Raw genomic sequence first — 19,365 nt, 5'->3', positions numbered from 1 at the left:
GGGGTGGCTAGGGTCGTACTCATGAGTACGACAGGTGGGACCGCCGATCCGTTCGCGGCCCTGGGTGCGCTGCCCGGTGTGGCCGAGTCGGTGGAGTCCGTGCGCAAGGCCGTGGACCGGGTCTACGGGCACCGGATCATGCGTCGGCGGAGCAACGAGATCACCTCCGAGGCGGCGCTGCGTGGCGCCCGCGGTTCCGCGGCGCTGTCCGGTGCGGACTGGGCCCTGGAGGAGGTGCGTCGGCGCACCGACTTCAGTGGGGACGACGAGGCGCGGCTCGTGGGTGCGGCGCTCCGATTGACCGCCGAGGCCGGTCAACTGCTGTCCATCTGGCGGCAGTCGCCCCTGCGTGTGCTGGCCAGGCTGCACCTGGTGGCCGCCGCGGACAAGGCCGAGCAGGTGGGGCGGCCCCGCCGGCCGGGCGAGCCCGTCGACGAGCCGCTGATAGAGCAGCCGCTGCCGGATGCGGCCGAGGTGTCCGGGCGCCTGGAAGGCCTGGCCGAACTGATCATCGCGGGCAGTTCGGCTCCCGCGCTGGTCACGGCGGCCGTCGTGCACGGTGAGCTGCTCGCGCTGCGCCCCTTCGTCTCGCACAACGGCCTGGTCGCGCGCACGGCCGAGCGGATCGTCCTGGTGGGCAGCGGCCTCGACCCGAAGTCCGTCTGTCCGGCCGAGGTGGGGCACGCCGAGCTGGGCCGCACGGCCTATCGGGAGGCGTTCGACGGCTACCTCTCCGGCACTGCGGAGGGCATGACGGCGTGGATCGCCCACTGCGGCAGGGCGGTCGAGCTGGGCGTGCGCGAGTCGACGGCGGTGTGCGAGGCACTCCAGCGCGGGGCGGCGTAACCGTCCGAAAAGGGTTGCGGCGGTACGAGTTCTCGTACCGCCGCTGGCATGAGCGCCGGGTTACCAAGCGTCCTCGATATGTCGCCCATCAGGTCGGGAACTTTGCCCGTCACCTGGTGCGGCTGGCCCGTAATCGACGGGTCGACGTCGCGTGGGTGCCCAGTGTTCATGCTCGGTCCGTGGGGCCAGTGTGCGAATTTAGGTTGATCCCTTCGGATGGCCTTGGTCTCGCGGGCCGTTAAGTCCTTTGTACTCCAGGTCCAGAGTGAGTGGAAGTGGTGGCTGCACTTCTTTACTTTTAGCACTAAAGCCGTATTAAACGGGCGCCGGTTTTCCTGGCGTGGGTGTGGCCAGGTCAGACGGCCGTCGCCCGGCGCCGGTTCGCATACCAGACAAGGCCGGCGGTGGCCGCCGCGGCCCCTATGGCGGCGGCCGCGACGAGCGCCGGACGCGGCGGTACGGAGAGGGCGGGCAGCCGCTGCTTGAGCCGGACCGGGCGGTGGAAGTCGAGAATCGGCCACCCGCGCGCGAGTGCCTCACGGCGCAGTGCGCGGTCCGGATTCACGGCGTGCGGACGGCCGACGGACTCCAGCATCGGCAGGTCGGTCGCCGAATCGCTGTAGGCGTAGCAGCGCGACAGGTCGTACCCCTCGGACGCGGCCAGCTCCCTGACGGCCTCCGCCTTCGTCGGGCCGTAGGCGTAGTACTCGATCTCGCCCGTGTAGCACCCGTCGTCGCCCACGACCATGCGCGTGGCGACCACGCGGTCGGCGCCGAGCAGTTCGCCGATCGGCTCGACCACCTCGGAACCCGACGTGGACACGATCACCACATCGCGTCCGGCGGTGTGGTGCTCCTCGATGAGGGATGCGGCCTCGTCGTAGATGATCGGGTCGATGATGTCGTGCAGCGTCTCGGCGACGATCTCCCTGACCTGCTGGACGTTCCAGCCGCGGCACAGCGCGGACAGGTATGCGCGCATACGCTCGATCTGGTCGTGGTCGGCGCCGCCCGCCAGGAACACGAACTGGGCATATGCGGATCGCAGGACACCCCGGCGGTTGATCAGTCCGCCTTGGTAGAACGGCTTGCTGAAGGTGAGCGTGCTGGACTTCGCAATGACCGTCTTGTCCAGATCAAAGAAGGCCGCTGTGCGGGGCAAGGAGTGGTTTTCCACGCCCCAGAGCATAGGGGCAGCCCATTCGGCGTAAGGTGGGGCGCGTGGGTTTGCCTGAGAGGGCTCTCGGGTACACCATGGAAGTCACGGATCGTTCGCGACCGTGCTAACCCGGTCCGACTCCTCCCCCCCCGAGTCGGCCGTGGGGACGACCCCCGCTCTCCCCCCCGGCGGGGGTCGTCGCATGTCCGGGTGGGTTTTCTCGTTCTCCCTGTGGCCGCGGTGCGGCTTCGAGGCGGCTGCGGCCGCCTCTTTTGCATGCCCATGATCCGTCACTTTCGGTAGTCGTCGGACTGCTCTCCGGAAGTCGCACAGGAGATGGTGCAGGGCTCACCGGTATGGGTGACGGCGATATTCACAACCATCGAGTTGTCCACAGTTATCGACCAAGATCCACACGATTTCCGGGATCGCTGCACCGTGATTCCTGCGCAGCCGCTCGCGGCGAGTTCCTGACCGGTTCCGTTTGCCGGAGGCGTATGGCCGGTTTCTGTCGGCTGTTCATATGGAGGCCGCCGGCCGGTTCTTCACGCGTTCGGGAATCGCGGGGCCGCAGGGGCTGCGCGAACGAAGCAGACAAGCAGCGAAGGGGGAGGAAACCGTGACCGGAACCTTCACAGACGATCCGCCGTCGGCCACCGGAGGGCCGCAGAGCCGACCACTGATCATCACCGAGGACGCCGAACTCCTCGACGACCTGCTGCGCCTGTGCGCGGCGGCCGGAGCCACACCGGAGGTCCACCACTGTGTGCCGGAGCGGGGCGGCGGCTGGGAGGCGGCACCACTCGTTCTCGTGGGGGACGACGCCGCGCGGCGGGTGCGAGGGGCCGCGCGCAGACACGGAGTGGTGCTGGTCGGCCGTGACCAGGACGATCCCGGTGTGTGGAAGCGGGCCGTCCGGATCGGTGCCGACCACGTCCTGATGCTGCCCGACGGCGAGCAGTGGCTGGTCGACCGCATCGCCGACGTCGCCGAGGGTGTCGGCCGGCCCGCGCTCACCGTCGGCGTCATCGGCGGCCGCGGCGGCGCCGGAGCGTCCACGTTGGCCTGCGCACTCGCCGTCACCTCCGCACGCGAGGGACTGCGCACCCTCCTGGTGGACGCCGATCCGCTCGGCGGCGGACTCGACGTACTCCTCGGCGGCGAGACCGCCGAGGGACTGCGCTGGCCCGCCTTCGCCGCCTCGCGCGGGCGGGTGGGCAGCGGCGCCCTGGAGGAGTCGCTGCCCCGACTGCACTCGCTGCGGGTGCTGAGCTGGGACCGCGGCGACTGCGTCGCCATCCCGCCGCAGGCCGTACGGGCGGTGCTCGCCGCGGGCCGACGCCGGGGCGGCACCGTCGTGGTCGATCTGCCGCGCCGCATCGACGACTCGGTAGCCGAGGCCCTCGCCCAGGTCGACATCGGACTCCTCGTGGTCCCGGCCGAGCTGCGCGCGGTCGCAGCGGCCGGGCGGGTGGCGTCCGCGGCCGGCATGGTGCTGCGGGACCTGCGGGTGGCGGTACGGGGGCCGTACGCGCCCGGGCTGGACGACCGCGAGGTGGCCCGACTGCTCGGACTGTCGTTGGCCGGCGAGGTGCCCGTCGAGACGGGGCTGCTGCGCCCCCACGAGGGCAAGGCGCCGCCCGGCGCGGCCCGCGGTCCGCTGGCGCGCTTCTGCACGGGGTTCTGGGAGCGGGCGCTGGTCGAGGGGGGTGCCGCATGAACACTGTCACCGGGCCACTGCTGGACGGCGTGCGGCAGTGGCTGGCCGAGAGCGGCGCCGAACCCACCCCCGCGCGCGTGGCGCAGGCGCTGCGCGAGCAGGGGCGGGTGCTCGGAGACGCCGAAGTTCTGGGGGCCGCCGAGCAGTTGCGGTGCGAACTGGTAGGCAGCGGGCCGTTGGAGCCGCTGCTCGCCGATCCGTCCGTGACCGACGTACTGGTGTCCGCTCCCGACCGGGTCTGGGTGGACCGGGGTGGCGGTCTGGAGCTGACGTCCGTCTCCTTCCCGGATGCGGCGGCGGTGCGACGGCTCGCGCAACGCCTGGCCGCGGTGGCCGGGCGGCGCCTGGACGACGCCAGGCCGTGGGCCGACGCCCGACTGCCGGACGGCACACGACTGCATGCGGTTCTGCCGCCGGTCGCCATGGGCTGTACGTGCCTGTCCCTGCGTGTCGTGCGCCCGCGCGCGTTCACGCTCGACGAGCTCGTGGCGGCGGGCACGGTGCCGCCGGGCGGGGACCGTGTGCTGCGGGCACTGCTCCGGGCGCGGCTGTCCTTCCTGATCAGCGGCGGGACGGGCAGTGGCAAGACGACGCTGCTGAGCGCGCTGCTGGGGCTGGTCGGGCCGGGTGAACGGATCGTGCTCGCCGAGGACTCGGCCGAGTTGCGGCCGGACCACCCGCATGTCGTATGCCTGGAGAGCAGACCCGCCAACCAGGAGGGTGCCGGGCTCGTCACGCTCCAGGACCTGGTGCGGCAGGCGTTGCGGATGCGGCCGGACCGGCTGGTCGTGGGAGAGGTGCGCGGACCCGAAGTGGTGCATCTGCTGGCCGCGTTGAACACCGGCCACGAGGGCGGCTGCGGGACCGTCCACGCCAACGCGGCGGCCGACGTACCGGCCCGCCTGGAAGCGCTCGGCACGGCGGCCGGGCTCGACCGGGCTGCGCTGCACAGCCAGTTGGCGGCTGCTCTGTCGGTCGTACTGCACCTCGTCCGCGACAGGACCGGGCGGCGGCGGATCGCCGAGGTCCATGTGCTGGAGCGGGACCCTTCGGGGCTGGTCAGGACGGTACCGGCGCTGCGGTGGGGCGCGGAGGCGTTTGTTCGCGAGCGGGGCTGGGAGCGGTTGTGGGCGTTGCTCGGCGGGGCGGGGTTGCTTTCCGGCGGGCGGGTGAGGCGGGGCTGCCTTCCGGCGGGGCGGGTGAGGCGGAGCTGCTTTCCGGCGGGGACGAGTGGGAGTCGGCCTGCGGCAGGGATGAGGAGGAGGTGCTCTACGGCAGGGACCAGCGGGGCTGCTTGGCGGTGGGAATGAGCGGGAGCTGATCGGCGGAGGGACAGAGCGGGGGCTGCCTGGCAGCAGGGATGAGCGGGGGCTGCTTGGCGGTGGGAACGAGCGGGAGCTGTTTCGCAGCAGGAACGAGAAGGGCGGTGAACGGTATGGGTGAGACGGCGTTGAGCGCGGCCGTCGTGTGTGCCGGGGCGGCGGTGTGGCTGATGGGTGGCCGGTATTCCGGAGCGCGGCGGGCGCAACTGCTGCTTGCCGACGGCGGGGTGGTGGGCAGTGGGCCTCCCGGGTGGCGGCGGCTGGCCGGCGAGCTGCGGCGGGTGCGGGGGCGGCTGCAGACCGAGTGGTGGGCGGTGGTCGCCGGTGCGGTGCTCGCGGTGCTGGGGGCGTCGGTGCTGCCGGTCGTCGCGGGGGCGGCCGGAGTGCCACTGTTGCGCCGGGCACGGCTGGCCGGGGAGGCGCGACGGACACGGGAGCGCCGGGCGGACGAGGTGATCGTGCTGTGCGGGACGCTCGCCGGCGAGGTGCGGGCCGGACGGCAGCCGGGACAGGCGTTGCTGAGGGCCGCGCGTGACTCCGGAGGGCTCGGGGACGCGCAGACAGCCGTGCTGGCGGCGGCGCGGTTCGGCGGGGACGTGCCGGGGGCGCTGGCGGCCGCGGCACGGCAGCCGGGGGCCGACGGGCTGCTGGGCCTCGCGGCGTGCTGGCGGGTCGCTGTGGACCGGGGCGCGGGCCTCGCGGCCGGGCTCGACCGGCTCGAAGCGGCGCTGCGCGCCGAACGGGACCAACGTGCCGAGCTGCGCGCCCAGTTGTCCGGCTCCCGCGCCACGGCGGTGATGCTCGCCGCGCTGCCCGCCCTCGGCCTGCTCCTCGGCGCCGCGTTGGGCGCAGACCCGCTGCACGTCCTGTTGCACACCGGCGCCGGGCTGGGCTGCCTGCTGATCGGCGGGGTGCTGGAGGGCGTGGGGTTGTGGTGGGCGCTGCGGATCGTGAAGGGAGCCGAGTCGACATGAGCGCGGACGTTGTCCACAGGCTGGGGGCGGCCCTGGGGGTCGCGCTGGTCCTGGCGTGGTTGCTGCGGCGGATGGAGGTCGCGCGGCGGGAACGCCGGGTACGGCGGCGGCTGGCCGGACTGCTGGCCCTGGACACCACGGTCGCCGGCCCGCGATTCGAGGTGGTGGGCGTGGTGCGGCGGTGGTGGCCGACGGTCGGTGTGGTGGGCACCGGATGGGTCCTGGTCGGTGGGGGCGCAGGTGCCCTCGTGGGACTCGTCGGTGCGGTCGGGTTGTGGCGGTGGCGTCACCGGCGAGCCGTGCCGGACCGGAGTGAGGAGTCCGAAGCCCATACGGCCGCCCGGCAACTTCCGCTCGCCGCAGATCTGTTGGCGGCCTGCATCGCGGCCGGCGCCGGTCCGGCGATCGCCGCACAGGCCGTCGGTGAGGCCCTGGGCGGCCCCGTCGGGGAGGCGCTCGCCCGGGGTGCGGCGGAGGTACGGCTCGGCGGCGAACCGGCCGAAGCCTGGCGGAGGTTGGCCGCGACACCGGGCGCCGCCGCCCTGGCACGGCTGCTGGAACAGGCCGGCGTCTCCGGGCTCCCCGCGGCCGGACCCGTCGCAAAGATCGCCGCGGACGCCCGCGCCGAATGGTCCCGCACCGCGACGGCTCGGGCCCGGCGGGCGGCCGTCATGGTCACCGCTCCCGTCGGGTTGTGCTTCCTGCCCTCGTTCATCGCGGTCGGCGTGCTGCCCCTGGTGATCGGGCTGGCGGGCGGGGTGCTGGGAGGGGGTGGTGGTTGAGGGGCGGCGAGGGTGTGGACGTACGGCGGACAGCAATTGACCACAGCAGTGAGCGCTGAGCGCTCAACCAATGATCGGCAAGCGATCAACGGCACGGAACCTCACGGGGGTTGAGATGAACAAGGCAGTGCAGGCGCGTGTGCGCGCCCTGGTGTGCGGGATGCGCGGCGGGCGGAAGGAGGCCGGAATGGTCACCTCCGAGTACGCGGTGGGAATCGTCGCGGCGGTGGCCTTCGCGGTGCTCCTCTACAAGGTGGTGACGAGCGGGCAGGTCAGCGCGGAGCTGCAGGAGATCGTGAAGGATGCCCTCGATGCGCGGATGTGAGCGGCGTGCGCGGTGCGCGGACCAGGGGTTCGTGACGGCGGAAGCGGCCGTGGTGCTGCCCGTGCTGGTGATGTTCGCGATGGGGCTGGTGTGGGGACTGCTCGTCGTGGCCGCGCAGATCCAGTGCGTGGACGCGGCACGGACGGGCGCCCGTGCGGCGGCCCGGCAGGACCCGCACGACGCGGTCGTCGAAGTGGCTCGTGAGGCTGCCCCGCCCGGGGCGAAGGTCACGCTCAGCCGGGAGGGCGATCAGGTCCGGGTCGTGGTGGTGGCCGAGGCACCGGCGCTGGGCAGTCTGTCCTACGAGGTGCGGGAGGAGGCCGTCGCGGCCGCCGAGGAGACGGCGGAGGCGGGCGGATGAGGGGCGGTGAATCGGACCGCGGGTCCGCCACCGTCTGGAGCGTCGGTGCGATCGCTGTCCTGTGTGTGGTGTTCGGCGTCGTACTCGCTCTGGGGCAGGCCGTCGTGACCCGGCATCGCGCGGCCGGCGGCGCGGACCTCGCGGCCCTCGCCGCGGCGGACCACTGGGCGCAGGGCAGCACGGCGGCCTGCGCCCGGGCGGACCGGGTGGCGCGGGCGCAGGGCACACGGCTGGTGAGGTGCGTGCTCGTGGGTGAGGTCTCGGACGTGACAGCGGCGGCCGGGCGGGGGCGTTCGTTGGCGTGCGGAGATCAGGGCGCGGGCGGGTCCTGCGGGGCCGGTCCCGCCGACGGACCTTCCGGCTCCCCCGCCTTCCCCTCGGGCGCCCCCCGCAACAGCACCGTGAGCAGCCGCACTGCTCCCCGTTTGTGCAGCGGATCGTTGCCGTTGCCGCACTTGGGGGACTGGATGCAGGACGGGCAGCCGGCGTCGCACTCGCAGGAGGCGATGGCCTGGCGGGTGGCGGTGAGCCAGGCGCGGGCGGTGCGGAAGGCGCGCTCCGCGAAGCCCGCGCCGCCGGGGTGGCCGTCGTACACGAAGACCGTCGGCAGGAGCGTGTCCGGGTGCAGCGGGACGGACACGCCGCCGATGTCCCAGCGGTCGCAGGTCGCGAACAGCGGCAGCATGCCGATGGACGCATGCTCGGCGGCGTGCAGCGCGCCGCCGAGGATCTCCGGGCTGATGCGGGCCTCGTCCAGCTGGTCGTCGGTGAGCGTCCACCACACCGCGCGTGTGCGGAGCGCACGAGGAGGGAGGTCGAGTTTGGTCTCGCCCAGGACCTCGCCGGTGATGAGGCGGCGGCGGAGGAAGGAGACGACCTGGTTGGTGACCTCCACGGAGCCGTAGCACAGGCGGCCCTCGCCCCAGGGGATCTCGACGTCCGTCTCCAGCACGGAGATCGACGTCGTGTCGCGGGCGACCGTCGAGTACGGCGGGTTGGCCTCCTCGACCAGGGCGACCGAGTCGTCCAGGTCGAGGGAGCGGACCAGATACGTACGGCCCTGGTGGAGGTGGACGGCGCCCTCGTGCACGGTCGTATGCGCGGCGCCGGCGTCCACCGTGCCCAGCAGCCGGCCGGTGCCGGCCTCGACGATCTGGACGGGTCGGCCGCCCTCGCCGCGGATGTCGGCCAGGTCGGCCGCCCGCTCCCGACGGGTCCAGTGCCAGGCCTTCGTCCGGCGGCGCAGCAGCTTCGCGGCCTCCAGTTGCGGGAGCAGCTCTGCGCATGCAGGGCCGAACAGCTCCAGGTCGTCCTCGACCAGGGGGAGCTCCTCGGCGGCGGCGCACAGGTGGGGTGCGAGGACGTAGGGGTTGTCGGGGTCGAGGACGGTGGATTCCACCGGTTGGTCGAACAGGGCCTCTGGGTGGTGGACCAGGAACGTGTCCAGTGGGTCGTCACGGGCGACCAGGACGGCCAGGGCGCCCTGGCCCGAGCGGCCCGCCCGGCCGGCCTGCTGCCACAGGGACGCGCGCGTACCGGGATAACCGGCGATCACGACCGCGTCCAGGCCCGAGACGTCGACGCCCAGCTCCAGGGCGGTGGTCGCGGCCAGTCCGAGGAGCTCGCCGGAGTGCAGGGCGCGCTCCAGGGCACGGCGCTCCTCCGGGAGGTAGCCGCCGCGGTACGCGGCCACGCGCCGGGACAGCGAGCGGTCGATCTCTGCGAGCCGCTCCTGGGCGATCACGGAGATCAGCTCGGCGCCTCGCCGTGAGCGTACGAAGGCGACGGAGCGCACGCCCTGCACGGTGAGGTCGGTGAGCAGGTCGGCCGTCTCGGCGGTCGCCGTGCGCCGTACCGGCGCGCCCTTCTCGCCCCGCATCTCGGTGAGCGGGGGCTCCCAGAGGGCGAACACCAGCTCACCGCGCGGGGAGGCGTCGTCGGCCACCTCCACCACCGGAAGGCCGGTGAGGCGGCCGGCGGCCACGGCGGGCTCGGCGGCGGTCGCGGAGGCCAGCAGGAAGACCGGCGACGCGCCGTAGCGCGCGCACAGTCTGCGCAGCCTGCGCAGCACCTGGGCGACGTGCGAGCCGAAGACGCCGCGGTAGGTGTGGCACTCGTCGATGACGACGTACTTCAGCGACTTCAGGAAGGAGGCCCAGCGTGGGTGGGACGGCAATATGCCGCGGTGCAGCATGTCGGGGTTGGTGAGGACGTACGTGGCGTACTGGCGGATCCACTCGCGTTCCTCGAACGGGGTGTCGCCGTCGTACACGGCCGGCCGTACTGCCTGGCCCAGGGGATGTGAAAGTTCCTTCACGGCTCGGCACTGGTCCGCCGCAAGTGCCTTCGTGGGGGCCAGATAGAGGGCCGTGGCGCCGCGGCCGTTCGGAGCCGCCGAGCCGTCCAGGAGCGTCGAGAGGACGGGGACGAGGTAGGCCAGGGACTTGCCCGACGCCGTGCCGGTGGCGACGACGACCGAGTCGCCGTCCAGGGCGTGCTCGGCCGCCCGGGCCTGGTGGGCCCAGGGGTGTTCGATGCCCGCGGCCTGCACCGCCGCGATGACCTCGGAGCGGATCCGGTCGGGCCAGACTGCATGGCGGCCCGCCCGCGGGGGCAAGTGCTCCGTATGAGTGATGCGCGAAGCCCGGCTCGGCCCCGAGGCGAGCCGGTCCAGGACCGTGCCCGGCGCGGGGCGGGAGGCGGTGTCCGTCGGGGTTCGATCGGATCGGTGATTCTTGGCCATCGGCACCGAGTGTGTCACCGGCGTGACGGACAATGGGTCCAAGGCGTCGTGCACGCCTGCCGGTAAGTGATTGAATGCCATCGCGGCTGGCGAACCGTCCAGGGGGCTCTGCCGAGATGTCCCGAGGACGACCGCTCGATAGCAAGGTGCTGGAGGATCCGTGGACCTGTCCCTGTCGACCGAGACCATCGGCGATCGCACGATCGTCAGGGTCGGTGGCGAAATCGACGTATATACCGCGCCCAAGCTGCGCGAGCAGCTGGTCGAGCTGGTGAACGACGGCAGTTTCCACCTCGTCGTCGACATGGAGGGCGTGGACTTCCTCGACTCCACCGGGCTCGGCGTGCTGGTCGGCGGCCTGAAGCGAGTGCGGGCCCATGAGGGCTCACTGCGCCTGGTCTGCAACCAGGAGCGCATTCTCAAGATTTTCCGTATCACCGGCCTCACCAAGGTGTTCCCGATTCACACCTCGGTCGAGGAAGCGGTGGCGGCCACCGACTGATCGCCGCACCGGGCCGTGTGCCCGGGCGGAAGAGTTGAAGACGGGGGCTGGGCTGTCGGCGGCCCGGCCCCCTGACAGCACGCCCGTAGCTCCGAGGGGGATGCATGGCCACCGTCGAACTCCGCTTCAGTGCGCTGCCCGAGCATGTCAGGACCGCCCGACTGGTGGCGGCGGCAGTGGCGCGCAGGGCCGGGGTGGACGAGGCCGTCCTCGACGAGGTCAGGCTCGCTGTCGGCGAGGCCTGCTCCCGTGCCGTGGGCCTGCACCAGAGCAGCGGGATCACGGCGCCGGTGAAGGTGGCGCTGATCGAAGAGGAGAAACAGTTCTCCATCGAGGTCGGCGACGAGGTGCCGCACGCCGCCCCCAGGGACGGAGAACCCGGAGCCGCCGTCGACGACCCCGATGCGGAGGCCGAGGAGGATGAGATGGGCCTCGCCGTCATCAGCGGCCTGGTCGACGATGTGGAGGTTTCCACCGGGGAGCACGGCGGCCTGATCCGTATGACATGGCCGACCACTCCGCCGCCGGCCGCGCCGCTCCCCTGACACACAACCCGAACAGCCGTACACCCGAGGGCCCTGCTGAGCAGGGCCCTCGGGTGTTTTTTCGCAAAGGGCACCGTAATTCGTGAAGGAATTCACGATCAATCGCTGCTCCGTGGCCTTGATCAGGGGGTGAATTCGATCAAGCGTCCAACGAGTCTGGGGCATTACGACTTTCGGGTTCCGCGGTCTCCTGCGATCATTTGCTCCAGAGCATGTGAAGGCAAATTCCGTTTGCCGCGCCCTGTTTTGATCAGGTCCGGCTCCCTACAATCCGTCCACATCTTGAGCTCAGCCCAAGCGTCAAGGAGGACGAATGGCGGGGCTTTCTACCCCTCATCGGTTGGACCACACCGCAGACCACACCACAACCTTCGCAGCCGCAGTGCTGACCGACGACAACCGCGTCATGGTGATGGTCATCGCGGCCGTCGCGTTGGCTGCGCTCGTGGTCGCCGGCGTGCTGTTGCGCCAGGTGCTCGCGGCGGGCGAGGGCACCGACAGCATGAAGGAGATCGCAGCGGCCGTCCAGGAAGGCGCGAACGCCTATCTGGCCCGACAGCTGCGCACGCTCGGCGTATTCGCCGTTGTCGTGTTCTTCCTGCTCATGCTGCTGCCCGCGGACGACTGGAATCAGCGCGCCGGACGATCGGTGTTCTTCTTGATCGGCGCGGCGTTCTCGGCAGCCACCGGATATATCGGCATGTGGCTCGCCGTACGCAGTAACGTGCGGGTCGCCGCGGCGGCCCGGGAAGCGACTCCGGCGGAGGGCGAGCCGGAAAAGGATCTCACCCTCGTCTCGCACAAAGCCATGAAGATCGCTTTCCGTACGGGCGGCGTCGTCGGCATGTTCACGGTGGGGCTCGGTCTGCTGGGCGCCTCCTGCGTGGTGCTGGTGTACACGGCCGACGCGCCGAAGGTGCTCGAGGGCTTCGGCCTCGGGGCCGCACTCATCGCCATGTTCATGCGTGTCGGCGGTGGCATCTTCACCAAGGCCGCCGACGTCGGCGCCGACCTGGTCGGCAAGGTCGAGAAGGGCATTCCGGAGGACGATCCGCGCAATGCCGCGACCATCGCCGACAACGTGGGCGACAACGTCGGCGACTGTGCCGGGATGGCGGCCGACCTCTTCGAGTCGTACGCCGTCACCCTGGTGGCCGCGCTGATCCTGGGCACGGCGGCCTTCGGCGACGCCGGACTGGCGTTCCCGCTGCTCGTCCCCGCGATCGGTGTGGTCACCGCGATGATCGGCATCTTCGCCGTGGCGCCGCGCCGCGCCGACCGCAGCGGGATGAGCGCGATCAACCGCGGTTTCTTCGTCTCCGCGGTGATCTCGCTCGTCCTGGTGGCGATCGCCGTGTTCGTCTATCTGCCGTCGTCGTACGCCGACCTCGACGGCGTCACCGACGCCGCGATCCGGGCCAAGGACGGCGACCCGCGGATCCTGGCGCTCGTCGCGGTGGCGATCGGCATCCTGCTCGCCGCCGTGATCCAGCAGCTCACCGGCTACTTCACCGAGACCAACCGGCGCCCGGTGAAGGACATCGGCAAGACCTCGCTCACCGGCCCTGCCACCGTCGTCCTCGCCGGTATCTCGGTCGGCCTCGAATCGGCCGTCTACACCGCTCTGCTGATCGGCCTCGGCGTCTACGGAGCCTTCCTGCTCGGCGGTACGTCGATCATGCTGGCGCTGTTCGCGGTCGCGCTGGCCGGCACCGGTCTGCTCACCACGGTCGGCGTGATCGTCGCCATGGACACCTTCGGGCCGGTCTCCGACAACGCCCAGGGCATCGCCGAGATGTCCGGGGACGTCGAGGGCGCGGGCGCACAGGTGCTCACCAACCTGGACGCGGTGGGCAACACCACCAAGGCCATCACCAAGGGCATCGCCATCGCCACCGCCGTCCTGGCGGCGTCGGCGCTCTTCGGCTCGTACCGCGACGCGATCACCACGGGCGCGCGGGACGTGGGCGAGAAGCTCAGCGGCGAGGGTTCGCCGATGACGCTGGCGATGGACATCTCGCAGCCCAACAACCTCGTCGGCCTCATCGCGGGCGCGGCGGTCGTCTTCCTCTTCTCCGGGCTGGCGATCAATGCGGTGTCGCGGTCAGCGGGTTCGGTGGTGTTCGAGGTGCGGCGGCAGTTCCGTGAGCGGCCCGGGATCATGGACTACACCGAGAAACCGGAGTACGGAAAAGTCGTCGACATCTGTACGAGGGACGCGCTCAGGGAGCTGGCCACGCCGGGTCTGCTCGCGGTCATGGCGCCGATCTTCATCGGCTTCACGCTCGGCGTCGGCGCTCTGGGCGCCTATCTGGCGGGCGCGATCGGGGCCGGCACACTGATGGCGGTGTTCCTCGCCAACTCCGGCGGCGCCTGGGACAACGCCAAGAAGCTCGTCGAAGACGGCCACCACGGCGGCAAGGGCAGCGAGGCGCACGCCGCGACGGTGATCGGTGACACGGTCGGCGACCCGTTCAAGGACACCGCCGGTCCCGCGATCAACCCGTTGCTGAAGGTGATGAACCTGGTGTCGCTGCTCATCGCGCCCGCCGTCATCAAGTTCAGCTACGGCGAGGACGAGAACCTCGGCGTACGGATTCTGGTCGCGGTGCTCGCCCTTGTGGTGATCGTCGGCGCGGTGTACGTCTCCAAGCGGCGCGGCATCGCCATGGGGGACGAAGAGCCCGACCGGAGCTCCAAGTCGGCCGACACTGCGGTGGTTTCGTAGGCTGTCGGACAAGTCCCGGCTCAAAGGGCGGGCGGGAGGCGCGTGTTGACGCGTCGCCCGCCCGCCCCGCTGTGTCCACGCTCTCGCCGTGAGCCTTCTCTCTCCTGGCGCGAATGGCGTAATTATGGTCATATTGGACGCTCGTCATGCGGTTGTCGCCCGCTTGGCGTGTATGTTCCGGGGCCGAGAGCCATGGAAGGGACCAATCCGGTGAACAAGAAGCTCGCGGCCGCACTGTCCGGCGGTGCGGTACTGGTACTGGCGCTGTCGGGATGCGGCGGCGACGACGGCAACGAGAAGCTGGATGCCTGGGCCAAGCAGGTCTGCGACGCCGTGCAGCCGCAGGCGAAGAAGATCGCGGCCGCGAACGCCGCGATCCAGAAGGAGACCTCGGACAGCAGCACGCCGGCGGAGGTCCAGAAGACCGACGCGCAGGCCTTCCAGGACATGTCCGACGCCTACAAGGCGATCGGGACCGCCGTGAACAAGGCCGGCCCGCCGGACGTCGAGAACGGTGAGAAGAAGCAGCAGGACGCGGTCAAGGAGCTCAACGGCATCTCCTCGTCGTACGCCTCCCTGAGGAAGCAGGTCGACGCGCTCGACACCAAGGACCAGGCCAAGTTCGCCGACGGCCTCAAGGACATCGCCACCGAGCTGGACAAGCTCAGCCAGAGCGGCAACGACGCGCTCAGGACTCTGGAGGAGGGCGAGGTCGGACAGGCGATGGCCCAGCAGGAGAGCTGCCAGGGCGCATCCGCCTCGCCGTCCGTGACGCAGGGCTGACGTTCGCCTGCCGCCGCTGCGTCACCGCGGTGAGCCGTGCGCGGTGACCGTCCGAGGTGGTCACAATGGGGGGTGTGAGTAACGCCAGCCTCTCCCCGCTGCCCTCCGCCGACCGTCCCGACGTCACCGCTCGGCTGCGCGACGCCCTGCTCGGGGCCGCCTTCACCGCCGACGGACTGCTCGAACTGCTCGGCGCCCCCGCGTACGCGGCGCTGGCCCGCGGCGAGACCGTGCCCGCACTCCGGGCGACCCGCGGGGACACGCCGCTGGAGATGCTCGTACGGCTGTTCCTGCTCCAGCAGCCCGTGCCGCACGCGCGCGTGGAGGGGGTTCTGCCCGTCGCCGAGTGCCTGGAGAGCGGGTGGCTCACGCGGGTCGGCGGGGACGAGCTCGCCGCGACCGTGGACGTACGGCCGTACGGCGGCCTGGACGGCGAGGACTGGTTCATCGTGTCCGACCTGGGATGCGCGGTCGGCGGCGCAGGGGGGATCGGACGGCGGGACGAAGGCGTCGTCCTGGGAGTGGGCGGTGCCTCCACCACCCTGGCCGGCCTCACCGTCCGCACGCCCGTGGCCTCGGCCCTCGACCTGGGCACCGGCTCCGGCATTCAGGTCCTGCACGCCGCCCGGCACGCCACGCGCGTGACGGCGACCGATGTGAATCCGCGCGCGCTGCACATCGCCGCGCTCACGCTCGCGCTGTCCGGCGCCCCTGCCGCGGACCTGCGCGAGGGATCGCTCTTCGAGCCGCTCCGGGACGACGAGAAGTACGACCTGATCGTGTCCAATCCGCCCTTCGTGATCTCTCCCGGCGCCCGGCTGACGTACCGCGACGGCGGAATGGGTGGGGACGATCTGTGCCGCTCGCTCGTTCAACAGACGGGCGCCCGCCTGAACAGGGGCGGATTCGCGCAGTTCCTCGCCAATTGGCAGCACGTGGAGGGGGAGGACTGGCAGGAGCGGCTGCGGTCGTGGGTGCCACGCGGGTGCGACGCGTGGATCGTGCAGCGCGAGGTGCAGGACGTCACGCAGTACGCCGAGCTGTGGCTGCGGGATGCGGGCGACCACCGCGGTGACGTGGCCGAGTACGAGGCGCGGTACGACGCCTGGCTGGACGAGTTCGAGGCGCGCAAGGTGAAGGCCGTGGGGTTCGGCTGGATCACCCTGCGCAAGTCGGGAGCCGCGGTGCCCTCGATCACCGTGGAGGAGTGGCCGCATCCGGTCGAGCAGCCGCTCGGTGACACGGTCCGGGCGCACTTCGAACGCCTCGACTACCTGCGGGCACGCGATGACGCCGCCCTGCTCGAAGAGCGCTTCCGGCTCGCTGCGGAGGTCGTCCAGGAGCAGGTCGGGCTCCCCGGCGCCGAGGACCCGGAACACGTGGTGCTGCGTCAGAACCGCGGTATGCGCCGGGCCACGAAGGTGGACACGGTCGGTGCGGGCTTCGCGGGTGTCTGCGACGGCTCCCTGACCGCGGGCCGGATCCTGGACGCCATCGCCCAACTGGTGGGTGAGGACCCGGTGTTGCTGCGGGATCGGACGCCGGCGCAGATTCGGTTGCTGGTGGAACAGGGGTTCCTTGAACCGGCGGGGTGATCGTCGGCCGGGGGGTGTTGTACGCCCGGCTCGGGGCGCGTGAGGGTGGGGCGTACGCCGGGAGTGACGGCGTGCGTGAGTTGCTTGGCGTGTTGCCTCTGAGGTTTGAGTGGCTCATGAGGCGCATGGACTTGGTGCGAGCAGATCTTCAGGGATTGATCCTGTGAAGGTCTCCTGTCAGTGGCGCGTGCGAAGCTACCTTCGAGAGACAGACTCGGACGCGTCCTCGGGGGAGGCGCGCTGTCTCGGGGGAGGCGTGATGGCGGGGGAGACGCCGGACCAGGGCGAGGGCCGGGTCATCAACGGCCGGTACCGACTGCTGCGCACACTCGGCGCGGGCGGCATGGGCCGCGTGTGGCTCGCGCACGACGAGGAGTTGGCGTGCGAAGTCGCGATGAAGGAGATCGCGCTTCCGGATGTGCCGATGGACGCGAGCGAGCCCGCCCAGCGCATCGCACGGGCCCGCAGCGAGGCCCGGCACGCGGCACGCCTGCGCGGTCATCCCCATGTGGCGACGGTGCGCGACGTGGTGGAGCACGAAGGACTGCCGTGGATCGTCATGGAGTACGTGCCCGACGCGGTCGATCTGCAGGCGGTGATCCGGAGTTCGGGCCCGCTGCCGCCCGCGCAGGTGGCCCGTATCGGCCTTGCCGTGCTCGACGCGCTCAACACCGGGCACCGTATCGGCATCCTCCACAGGGATGTGAAACCGGCCAACATCCTTCTGGCCCCCAACTCTTCCGGCGACCCGTACGCGCGCGTGCTGCTCACCGACTACGGCATCGCGCTGCAGCCGGGATCGCGCGAGCCCAGGATCACCGCGACCGCGGGCATCCTGGGCACCCCCGGCTACCTCGCCCCCGAGCGTGCCCGCGGTGAGCCGCCCACCCCGGCCGCCGACCTGTTCTCCCTGGGCGCCACGCTGTACACCGCCGTGGAGGGGCGCGGCCCCTTCGACCGCGATGACGAGTACGCGATTCTGACGGCCCTGCTCGGGGAGGAACCGACGCCGCCGGCCCGTGCGGGCCAACTGGCGCCCGTCCTGCACGGGTTGCTGGTCAAGGACCCGCTGCGCAGGTCCGCGCCGGACGTGGTCGCGCGCAGCCTGGAGCGCGTGGCACAGGGGACGCCGGATGCCGGTCCCGCAGGGCAGGCCGCGGGCGCGTTGGCGGGAGCCGGCGCCTTCGGCCCGCCGCCGGGGGCGTTCGGACCGCCTCCCGCGGGGGGTGCGGGCGGTCCCGGGAATCCTGGTACGCCGTCGGCTCCGCAGACGCCGGGCGCGCCACCGACGCCGAACACTCCTGGCGGCGGCTGGGGCCCGGACACGCCGGGGTCCGGCGCCCAGGACGGCGGCGCGGACACACCTGGTGGGTCGGCGCACGGCGCCTGGCCACCGCCCGCCCCGCCGGGTCCCTACGACCGGGGCAACCCCTACGCGCAGGCGCCCGGCTCCCTCTACGTCGGCGGCGGGCAGCCGCCGTACGCGGCGGGCAGCGGTTCCCCGACGTACACGGGCGGTTCCGGGGGGCAGGCCGGCCCCGGTCGCGGCGGCGACGGGCCGTCGGCACCGGTACCCAAAGGCGCCCGGAAGCGCCTCGCGCTCGTCGCCCTCGTCGTCGCCGGCGTCCTTGTGATCGCCGGCGGCACCTGGGCGGCCGTCTCGCTGACCGGCGGAGACAAGAACGGTGTCGACAACGCGGCGGGCAAGTCGCCGTCGCCCAGCACGAAGGGGTCGCCGTCGCCGACCGAGCCCGTGCTGCCGTACGGGGACGTGGTCGGCCTGACCAGGCCGCTGGAAGCCGGCGACTGTGTGCAGGCGGTCTGGACGGGGGCGCCGTTCAAGTCGTCCCCGAACCTCGGCGTGGTCGACTGCGCCGAGGACTGGCCGGACGGCCAGGTCCTGAGTATCGAGACGGCCACGGACCACGCCGACGCGCGCGCCGGCGGCGCGAAACGGTGCGAGGAGCAGAGCCGCACGGTCGTCGACGCGCTGCCGGACGCGGACGTCTACGCCGTGGTGCCGACCGAGGAGGGCTTCACCGCGGCGGGCAGTGGTACGGCATGTCTCGTACTCGGCCGTCATGCCGCGATAGGCGGCGAAGTGGGCCGGTTCCGCGACGCGGGCACGGACCTGTGGGTCGGCCAGATGAGCATCGGCGACTGCTGGACCTACAAGGAACTGGACGACGGCTACGAGGCGCCTCTCACCGACTGCGACAAGCCGCACACGGAACAGGTCATCGGGACCGTGCAGGCCCCCGCGAGCATGAGCTATGCCAAGGGCAGCGACAACGCGACCGAGCTGTGCGAGAACAAGTTCGAATCCACCTGGGCGCCCGGTGCGGAGCGGACCGTCTACGGCTGGGTGGCCGACGAGGAGGACTGGGAGGCCGGCTTCAACAAGGTCGTGTGCACCGTGAGCCGGATCGACGACAAGAAGACGACCGGAAAGATACCGACGCCCGGCGAAGTCTGAGATCAGCCGAAATCGGCCGAAAAAATATGCCCGGGGCCGGCCGAAGGTGGATGCACAGGTCCGTCGGCCCCGCGTTCACGTCAGGTTCGCCTGGGCGCAGCCTGCGCGTGTCAACCTCCGGGGACTGCGCACTCGCGAACGGGAGAAAAGGGGCACGGGGAGCCATGGAGAGCGGACCGGCGATCTTCGCGGGACTGGTGTTCGCCCTGTTCGGAGGCGGGCTGCTGGTGTGGACGGCGACCCGGGTGCACCGGCGCGAGCCCGTCGCCCAGGGTGTGAGTCCCGTCGCATCGGCGACCGTCGCGAGCGTCGTCGCGGTGATCGCGCTGGCCCTCGGGACGTGGTGCTTCACCCGCTTCTGAGGCCGCCGACGGTGCGTTCACCTGAGTAATTGAGAGATCACGCTCCGGAACGGCGGATCAGATCGGTGGACACTCCGGGCGGCAGGAATGGCGGTAGTCGGGTTACCGTTCGAGTGGCCGTTGTGGGCTTTTCCCGTTTGAC

General features: G+C 71.5%; 16 protein-coding genes and 1 pseudogene. 15 read left to right on the top strand and 2 right to left on the bottom strand.

What is annotated here, in order from left to right:
• Positions 1-21 precede the first annotated feature (21 nt).
• Positions 22-846, top strand: coding sequence for a Fic family protein (locus StrepF001_RS19775; RefSeq protein ID WP_129799547.1), 825 nt, complete (start codon positions 22-24; stop codon positions 844-846).
• A gap of 355 nt (positions 847-1,201) precedes the next feature.
• On the opposite strand, the gene StrepF001_RS19770 is transcribed toward StrepF001_RS19775, so the two are convergent.
• On the bottom strand, positions 1,202-2,035 hold the full coding sequence (locus tag StrepF001_RS19770) for an HAD-IB family hydrolase (protein WP_129799546.1): 834 nt from the start codon (positions 2,033-2,035) through the stop codon (positions 1,202-1,204).
• Positions 2,036-2,624: 589 nt separating this feature from the next.
• Between StrepF001_RS19770 and ssd the strand changes: the two genes are divergently transcribed.
• The 7 genes and pseudogenes from ssd (at position 2,625) to StrepF001_RS19735 (ending at position 7,894) form a co-directional block, all read left to right on the top strand.
• On the top strand, positions 2,625-3,725 hold the full coding sequence (ssd, locus tag StrepF001_RS19765) for a septum site-determining protein Ssd (RefSeq protein WP_129799545.1): 1,101 nt from the start codon (positions 2,625-2,627) through the stop codon (positions 3,723-3,725).
• A complete protein-coding gene (locus tag StrepF001_RS19760; RefSeq protein WP_240797584.1) occupies positions 3,722-5,035 on the top strand; it encodes a TadA family conjugal transfer-associated ATPase in 1,314 nt (437 codons plus the stop codon). Before ssd ends, StrepF001_RS19760 begins: the two co-directional genes overlap by 4 nt.
• A gap of 125 nt (positions 5,036-5,160) precedes the next feature.
• Entirely contained in the window at positions 5,161-6,021 is an 861-nt protein-coding gene (locus StrepF001_RS19755) for a type II secretion system F family protein (RefSeq protein ID WP_129799628.1), read from the top strand.
• The gene (locus tag StrepF001_RS19750) at positions 6,018-6,803 is read left to right on the top strand and encodes a type II secretion system F family protein (protein ID WP_129799544.1); all 786 of its coding nucleotides are present in this window, start codon (positions 6,018-6,020) and stop codon (positions 6,801-6,803) included. Before StrepF001_RS19755 ends, StrepF001_RS19750 begins: the two co-directional genes overlap by 4 nt.
• Positions 6,804-6,918: 115 nt before the next feature.
• Positions 6,919-7,128, top strand: coding sequence for a DUF4244 domain-containing protein (locus tag StrepF001_RS19745; RefSeq protein WP_129799543.1), 210 nt, complete (start codon positions 6,919-6,921; stop codon positions 7,126-7,128).
• Positions 7,115-7,489, top strand: a complete 375-nt coding sequence (locus StrepF001_RS19740) for a TadE family type IV pilus minor pilin (RefSeq protein ID WP_165396305.1) — start codon at positions 7,115-7,117, stop codon at positions 7,487-7,489. The genes StrepF001_RS19745 and StrepF001_RS19740 overlap by 14 nt, the downstream gene beginning before the upstream one ends.
• Positions 7,486-7,894, top strand: a pseudogene (locus StrepF001_RS19735) (Rv3654c family TadE-like protein). The gene StrepF001_RS19740 and the pseudogene StrepF001_RS19735 overlap by 4 nt, the downstream one beginning before the upstream one ends.
• Here the strand turns inward: StrepF001_RS19735 and StrepF001_RS19730 are convergent.
• Entirely contained in the window at positions 7,800-10,313 is a 2,514-nt protein-coding gene (locus StrepF001_RS19730) for a DEAD/DEAH box helicase (protein WP_129799541.1), read from the bottom strand. The pseudogene StrepF001_RS19735 and the gene StrepF001_RS19730 overlap by 95 nt on opposite strands.
• Positions 10,314-10,392: 79 nt before the next feature.
• Here StrepF001_RS19730 and bldG point away from each other — a divergent pair, with 79 nt between their 5' ends.
• The 7 genes from bldG to StrepF001_RS19695 all read left to right on the top strand — a co-directional run bounded on the left by bldG (position 10,393) and on the right by StrepF001_RS19695 (position 19,223).
• Positions 10,393-10,734, top strand: a complete 342-nt coding sequence (gene bldG / locus StrepF001_RS19725; RefSeq protein WP_024885807.1) for an anti-sigma factor antagonist BldG — start codon at positions 10,393-10,395, stop codon at positions 10,732-10,734.
• A 104-nt stretch (positions 10,735-10,838) separates the two neighbouring features.
• Complete coding sequence (locus tag StrepF001_RS19720; protein WP_129799540.1) at positions 10,839-11,279, top strand: ATP-binding protein; 441 nt, start codon at positions 10,839-10,841, stop codon at positions 11,277-11,279.
• A 313-nt stretch (positions 11,280-11,592) separates the two neighbouring features.
• Entirely contained in the window at positions 11,593-14,007 is a 2,415-nt protein-coding gene (locus StrepF001_RS19715; protein WP_129799539.1) for a sodium-translocating pyrophosphatase, read from the top strand.
• Between the two features lie 192 nt (positions 14,008-14,199).
• Complete coding sequence (locus tag StrepF001_RS19710) at positions 14,200-14,790, top strand: small secreted protein (protein WP_129799538.1); 591 nt, start codon at positions 14,200-14,202, stop codon at positions 14,788-14,790.
• A 65-nt stretch (positions 14,791-14,855) separates the two neighbouring features.
• Positions 14,856-16,385, top strand: a complete 1,530-nt coding sequence (locus tag StrepF001_RS19705) for a class I SAM-dependent methyltransferase (protein ID WP_206306894.1) — start codon at positions 14,856-14,858, stop codon at positions 16,383-16,385.
• A 259-nt stretch (positions 16,386-16,644) separates the two neighbouring features.
• Positions 16,645-18,861 (top strand): serine/threonine-protein kinase, encoded by a 2,217-nt coding sequence (locus StrepF001_RS19700; protein WP_129799536.1) that lies wholly within the window; start codon positions 16,645-16,647, stop codon positions 18,859-18,861.
• Positions 18,862-19,025: 164 nt separating this feature from the next.
• Positions 19,026-19,223, top strand: coding sequence for a hypothetical protein (locus tag StrepF001_RS19695; RefSeq protein ID WP_129799535.1), 198 nt, complete (start codon positions 19,026-19,028; stop codon positions 19,221-19,223).
• Positions 19,224-19,365 lie beyond the last annotated feature (142 nt).

The organism is Streptomyces sp. F001 (genome assembly GCF_004187715.1).
GTDB lineage: Bacteria > Actinomycetota > Actinomycetes > Streptomycetales > Streptomycetaceae > Streptomyces > Streptomyces flavusporus.
Note: the sequence above shows the minus strand (reverse complement) of the source record. Positions and strands in the feature narration are given on the sequence as shown.